This is a genomic window from Streptomyces sp. SID3343 (genome assembly GCF_009865215.1).
Classification (GTDB): domain Bacteria; phylum Actinomycetota; class Actinomycetes; order Streptomycetales; family Streptomycetaceae; genus Embleya.
The window spans coordinates 1-5,181 of record NZ_WWJX01000872.1; the positions used below are offsets into that span (position 1 = coordinate 1).

General features: G+C 70.4%; 5 protein-coding genes. 3 read left to right on the top strand and 2 right to left on the bottom strand.

The features are described 5' to 3' along the window. The coding region (locus tag GT354_RS27180) for a MoxR family ATPase (RefSeq protein ID WP_346012192.1) at window positions 1-1,038 on the bottom strand (1,038 nt) is incomplete at its 3' end. A gap of 187 nt (window positions 1,039-1,225) precedes the next feature. Next, entirely contained in the window at window positions 1,226-1,750 is a 525-nt protein-coding gene (locus GT354_RS27185; protein ID WP_161359016.1) for a carbonic anhydrase, read from the bottom strand. Window positions 1,751-2,096: 346 nt separating this feature from the next. Here GT354_RS27185 and mraZ point away from each other — a divergent pair, with 346 nt between their 5' ends. From mraZ to GT354_RS52810, 3 genes are all read left to right on the top strand, one after another. Then, window positions 2,097-2,537 (top strand): division/cell wall cluster transcriptional repressor MraZ, encoded by a 441-nt coding sequence (gene mraZ, locus GT354_RS27190; RefSeq protein WP_161359017.1) that lies wholly within the window; start codon window positions 2,097-2,099, stop codon window positions 2,535-2,537. A gap of 295 nt (window positions 2,538-2,832) precedes the next feature. Further along, the gene (gene rsmH / locus GT354_RS27195) at window positions 2,833-3,786 is read left to right on the top strand and encodes a 16S rRNA (cytosine(1402)-N(4))-methyltransferase RsmH (protein WP_161359018.1); all 954 of its coding nucleotides are present in this window, start codon (window positions 2,833-2,835) and stop codon (window positions 3,784-3,786) included. Between the two features lie 28 nt (window positions 3,787-3,814). Further along, entirely contained in the window at window positions 3,815-4,462 is a 648-nt protein-coding gene (locus tag GT354_RS52810; protein WP_202512353.1) for a hypothetical protein, read from the top strand. The last annotated feature ends 719 nt before the right edge of the window (window positions 4,463-5,181 follow it).

Here is a 5,181-nt window from a genome sequence, read left to right on the forward strand (position 1 = left end):
CGGTGCGGGCGGTGCGGGCGCCGGGTGCTGCGCGCCGGCGCGGCCCTGCGCCTGCGGTGGGGTCTGCCCGTCGGGCGCGCCGGGAACGGGCACCTGGCGGACGATGTCGGTGACGATCTGCTCGGGCGTGCGCCGGGCCATCTGGGCGTCGGCGGTCGGCAGGAGTCGGTGCGCGAGGACCGCGACGGCCAGCGTCTGCAGGTCGTCGGGCAGGACGTAGTCGCGGTTGTCGAGGGCGGCCTGCGCGCGCGAGGCGCGCACGAGGTGCAGGGTCGCTCGCGGGGACGCGCCGAGGCGCAGTTCCGGCGAGCGCCGGGTCGCGTTGACCAGGTCGACCGCGTAGCGCGCGACGGCGGGGGAGACGTGTACCTTCCCCACCGCCTCGACGAGCCGCACGATGTCGTCGGCGTCGGCGACCGGGGAGAGGTCGGCGAGCGGGGAACCGGCGCTGTGTCCGCCGATCATCCGCAGTTCGGCGTCTGCCGCCGGGTAGCCCATCGACACGCGGGCCATGAAGCGGTCCCGCTGGGCCTCGGGGAGGGGATACGTGCCCTCCATCTCGACCGGGTTCTGGGTCGCGATCACCATGAACGGCGCCTGGAGTTCGTACGTCGTGCCGTCGACGGTGACCTGGCGCTCCGCCATGCACTCCAGAAGCGCCGACTGGGTCTTGGGCGACGCCCGGTTGATCTCGTCGCCGACGACGATGTTCGCGAAGATCGCGCCCGGCTTGAACTCGAACTCGCGGTGTTCCTGGTCGTAGACGCTGACGCCGGTGATGTCCGACGGCAGGAGGTCGGGGGTGAACTGCACCCGGCGCATCTTGCAGTCGACCGAGCGCGCGAGGGCCTTGGCCAGCATCGTCTTGCCGACTCCCGGTACGTCCTCGACCAGCAGGTGACCCTCGGCCAGCAGCACCGTCAAGGCGAGGCGGACCACCTCGGGCTTGCCCTCGATCACGGTCTCCATGGCCCCGCGGATCCGATCGGAGATGACCGTCAGATCCCCCAGACCGGCCTGATCGTTGAACGTCGACACCCGTGCCCCTCCCTGGAACCGCGTTGTACACGCCCCGAATCAGGGCCACAGGCCGATTCTCCCGGTCGCGCGCGTTGCCGTCACCCTGTTGGGTGACGGCTACCCGGAACAGCGGCCGATGCGCCTGTGGACAGTAGTCGACGCATCGGGCGGGCGGTCCGCACGATCGGAATAGGTTCGGCCGAGACTATGACTGCGGAGAGGCGTCGTCCGGTTGCACGTCGGGCAGGGGGAAAACCTCGCGCAACAATCCGGTCGTGACGTCGTACACGAATCCGCGCACGGTGTCGCGGTGCAGGAGGAACGGCGACAGGCGCACCCGGTTCATCGATTGGCGGACGTCACCGTCGAGGTCCACGAACGCCTCGACCGCCCACTGCGGGCGTAGCCCGGTGTCGGCTTCGAGTTCGCGGCGGAAGTCCTCGGTGACGGTGAGCATGCCGCACTGGGTGTGGTGGATGAGTACCACCTGGGTGGTGCCCAGGTGACGCTGACTGATCGTCAGCGAGCGCACGACGTCGTCGGTGACCACACCACCCGCGTTGCGGATCACGTGCGTGTCGCCGAGCTCCAGTCCCAGCATCGCGTGTACGTCCAGGCGGGCGTCCATACACGTGACCACTGCGGTGTGACGCACCGGCTTGGCGGACATGCCGGGATCGCGGTATCCCTCCGCGTAGTGGCGGTTGGCAGCTACAAGGCGATCGACCATGGTCAGGACGTTAGCGATCGAAGGGCCCGCGCGCCTCGTGGTGGGGATCACAGTCCGGTTCGATGCTCGTCTCGTCACCATTTCGGGCCTATGGGTTCTTGTCCCGTAATGGGAGATTCGTACGGCGAGCCCAATCCCCGAGTGGCGGAAACCGGCGCTGGGTGCGCGGGCCCGGCGTACGGGGGCGCGCAATCGGGTGGTTCTTCCGGTGCAACCGGCCTGACCTGCGGTTTTATCGGTTCTGCGTGGGCAGCGTCCCGCCCGAAAAGGGTTGACCGTGGGGTTTCGTGGAGTAGAGTGGCGGGAAATGGAGCCGCGAAGCTCCAGACGGCGGCCGGAGGTGTCCGTGTTCCTCGGCACATACGAGCCCCGATTGGACGAAAAGGGTCGGTTGATCTTGCCGGCCAGGTTTCGGGACGAACTGGCGGAGGGCCTAGTGATCACAAAGGGGCAGGAACGCTGCCTCTATGTGTGGCCCGTCGCGGAATTCGCCCGTGTGGCCGAACAACTGGGTCGGGCGCCGGTGACGTCCAAGGCGGCTCGCGACTACATGCGGGTCTTCTACGCGGGCGCGTCCGACGCGGTCCCGGACAAACAGGGCCGCGTGCTCGTGCCGCAACCGTTGCGGGACTACGCGGGGCTCGATCGGGACAACCGCGACTGTGTGGTCGTGGGAACGAACACCCGGGTCGAACTGTGGTCGGCCGGCACCTGGCACGACTACCTCGCCGAGCAGGAGCAGTCCTTCGCCGAGCTGTCCGAGGAGGTGCTGCCGGGCTTGTTGTGAAAGCCTTCCGGGTGCGCTCTGTGCGCTCCATGTGCTCTGTACGCTTTGTGCGCACGTCGTTCGTTTTGTTTCGTCTTGTGTGCGTCTCTCGTTGTGCCTTCGTGACACATGCGACGAGGCCTCCACCCGCTCCGAGCTTTCTGGCACACCTTCCCCGGTGCCAGAGGTCACTTCCCCAGACGAGCGGGCGGGGACCTGGCGGCATGTTTCCCGAGGACGCTGCGATCGAGCCCCTAGACTGCGGGTTTCCGCACGACGAAGGGCCGGCAGTGAACGCGACGATGGTGGAGGGGCCGTGACGGCACCCGCCCACATTCCCGTCCTGCTCGAACGGTGCGTCGAGTTGTTGGCGCCCGCGCTGGAAGCACCCGGTGCGGTCGTGGTGGACGCGACGCTCGGAATGGGCGGGCACAGCGAGGCGCTCCTGAAGACCTTCCCCGAGGTCCATCTGATCGGCCTCGACCGCGACCCCGAGGCCCTGGAACGCTCCGGCGCCCGGCTCGCGGGCTTCGGCGAGCGCGCGACGCTCGTGCACGCGGTGTACGACGAACTCCCCGACGTGCTGGCCCGGCTCGGGATCGAGCGGATCGACGGCATCCTGTTCGACCTCGGCGTCTCCTCGCTCCAACTCGACCGCGCCGATCGCGGCTTCGCCTACGCGCAGGACGCGCCCTTGGACATGCGGATGGACCCGACCGTGGGCATCACGGCCGCGGGCATCCTGAACTCGTACACCGCCGGCGATCTGGCCCGGATCCTGCGCGACTTCGGCGAGGAGCGGTTCGCGCGACGGGTCGCGGACGCGATCGTGCGCGAGCGGGAAAAGGAGCCTTTCACCAACAGCGCTCGGCTGGTCGACATCGTCCGGACCGCGATCCCGGCGGCGACGCGGCGCACGGGCGGCAACCCGTCCAAGCGCACGTTCCAGGCCCTGCGGATCGAGGTCAACGGCGAACTCGCGGTCCTGGAGCGTGCGTTGCCGGCGGCGGTCAAGGCGCTGGCACTGCACGGGCGGATCGCGGTGATGTCCTACCACTCGCTGGAGGACCGGATGACCAAGCGCGTGCTCGCGGCCGGCGCCGCGAGCAAGGCGCCGCCGGACCTGCCGATCGTGCCCGAGGATCTCCAGCCGCGGCTGAAGTTGCTCACGCGCGGCTCGGAGAAGGCGAGCGAGCACGAGAACGCGGTCAACCCGCGTGCGGCCTCGGTACGGTTGCGGGCCGCGGAGCGGGTGCGGGAAGACCTGTGACGGACGGCGGCGGGCGGGGGAGCCGAGCATGAGTGGCGCGACGAAGACGCTCACCCGGATCCGGCTGGCCGCGCACCAGGCGAAAGGGTCCTCGCGGACGCCCTTCGTCGTGCTCGTGGTCGGTCTGCTCGCGGGCGGCCTCCTGTCGTTGCTGCTGCTCAACACCGCGCTCAACCAGGGCTCGTTCGAGGTCGGCCGCCTCCAGAAGCAGCAGGACCAGATGTCGGACGAGCGGGAGGCGCTCCAACGCGAACTGGACGCGAAGGCGGCACCCGGCGAACTCGCGCGGCGCGCGCAGGAGATGGGCATGGTCCCGGGGGGCAGCCCGGCTTTCATCGACCCGGCGACGGGGCAGGTCCTGGGCGTTCCGAAGGCGGCTGTTTCCAGGCCGCCGTTGGTTGCGGGGGGTTCGGGCGGTTCGGGCGGTTCAGGTGGTTCGGAGGCTTTGGGGGCGCCGGTTGTTCCGGTTGTTCCGGGGGCTTCGGGGGCTTTGGAAGCGCCGGTCGCGTCGGGGGCGCCGGCGGCGGCCGGGTCTGCGGCGGGGGCGCCGGTGCAGGGTGGCCCGGGGGCTCCGGCTCAAGGGTCGCTGGGGCCGCTGGACTTGCCGCCTGCTTCGAGTGCGGCGCCTGGGCCGGAGGCGGCGCCCGGTGCCGCGGGCGTAGAGCCGGGCCGTTGAACGTCGCCTCGGTCTGGGGTGGGCCGGTTTCGGAGGGTTCGGTGGGGCGGGGGAAGCCGGGGTCGGGGAGCACGGCGGGCGGGGGCGGTGCTTGTTCTCGAAGCCGGCTCGCGGAGCACCACTTTTCCTCCCCCGCTTCGCTCCTCCGGAAAAGCGGCACTCCGCTCGCGACTTCGGGTCCTCCACTTCGCTCCGGCCCCGAAGTCTCCACCGAAAAGCGCGGCCTCCGGCCGCTCTCCTCGCTGCGCTCGTCGAACACTCGACGCGACCCGAAAGGGTGGGCGCTGACGCGCCAAGACCGCAGCCGAGTCCCACTCCCAGGCCGGGCCCATCCCGCCAGTACTGCCCGAAACCGAAGCCGATGCCGGGCCGCGGGGCCCGACCGAGCCGGCCCGTTCGCGGTAAAACCGCAGCCCGCCACGCTCCCGCAACGGGTGGTGCGGGTGGGAACACCCCCGCCCCCGCAGCCCCCAACCCACGGCCGGCCCACACCGCACCGAAGCCGAGCCCGGGCCGCGGGGCCCGACCGAGCCGGCCCGGTCACCGGAGAACCGCAAGGCCTGGCGACTCCGTACCGAGTCGATTCGCTGATCTCACCCGAAAGGAACCCGCGTTGAGCGACGGGCGCCGTGACCCCCGTGATCCCGACGAGCCGCGCTCCGCGCGGGGGCGTCGTGAGCCGAGCGGTGATCCGGCCGCGAGCTCGGAGCGCCGACCGC

Excerpts from the sequence above, each read along its gene's own strand:
- GT354_RS27185 (WP_161359016.1), bottom strand. The coding sequence starts at position 1,750 with ATGGTCGATCGCCTTGTAGCTGCCAACCGCCACTACGCGGAGGGATAC.
- GT354_RS52810 (WP_202512353.1), top strand. The coding sequence starts at position 3,815 with ATGAGTGGCGCGACGAAGACGCTCACCCGGATCCGGCTGGCCGCGCAC.